1 protein-coding gene is annotated in these 1,111 nt (G+C 43.9%); it reads right to left on the reverse strand.

Features of this window, described 5'->3' with window-relative positions; translation table 11 throughout:
- Window positions 1-917: dihydrolipoyl dehydrogenase family protein (locus FHL06_RS13880; RefSeq protein ID WP_153387240.1), on the reverse strand; the 917-nt coding region annotated here is incomplete at its 3' end.
- Window positions 918-1,111: the final 194 nt, after the last annotated feature.

The raw sequence follows: 1,111 nt of genomic DNA on the forward strand, positions 1-1,111 counted from the left end.
TGTTCTTTATCAAGCACATCACCAGAAGCATAGATGTTATCAATGTTAGTTTGAAGATGATCGTTAACTTCGATCCCGTTAGCATTGTAACTAACGCCTACTTCGTCTAATCCGATGTTTTCGATGTTAGGAATTCGTCCGGTAGCATCCAAAATCCAGTCGGTGGTGAGGGTTTCGTGATCGTTATAAGACACGGTAAAATGAGAACCGTCTTCCTCAAAACGATCCACCTGAGCGTTGTAAATGAACTTCACCCCTCGTTTTTCGAGGTCGGCAATGACTTGTTTTACGTAATCTTGATTAAATTTGCGCAACGCCCGATTATGGCGTAAAAGTACAGTGACGTTCGCGCCGGCAGCATTGGCAATCGTGGCAAATTCCATGCCGATATAGCCCGCGCCAATAATTACGATATTTTCAGGAAGCTGTTTGAGGTTCATAAAATCGGTACTGTCATGCGTAAGTTCTGAGCCCATAACATCTAGATGGTGGGGACGTAGCCCCGTTGCAATCACGATTTTGTCAGCGGTGTAGCGCTGTTGATCCACTTCGATGGTGTGAGCATCAACAAATTTTCCACGACCGTGAATAATTTCGATGTCAACAGAGTCGAGTAAACCAGTAATCATGTCCGGCAAGCCGTCGATGACTTCGTGTTCATGTTCTACATTGGCAGTCCAATCCAGCTTTAAGTCACCATTTACAATGCCATCAAGGCGTTCTTGGTGGCGTAAAAGTTGAACCGGGTTGTCCAGCGTAATTTTCGCGTTGCATCCACGGTTTGGACAAGTTCCCCCGATTTTGTCCGCTTCGATAATGGCGACTTTTTTACCACTATTAGCTAGTGGAACCGCCCCGTCGAAGGCACCATGCCCCGCGCCTAAGTACAAAACATCAAATTGATAACTTTCAGTCATTTAATTACCTCCATCCTAAATTTAGGTGAATAAATAATTACCATTGTTGGCACGAGCATAGCAGAGGATAGGTGCGAGTTGCAAGCGATTGCAACTGAAGAGAACAAAAAGCAATCCTTAACTTTAAATAAGGATTGCCAACAAATACCTTACTAACGCTTTAATGACTTAATCGATAGCATCGAAATACCACC

It is taken from the genome of Companilactobacillus halodurans (assembly GCF_009600985.1).
GTDB lineage: Bacteria > Bacillota > Bacilli > Lactobacillales > Lactobacillaceae > Companilactobacillus > Companilactobacillus halodurans.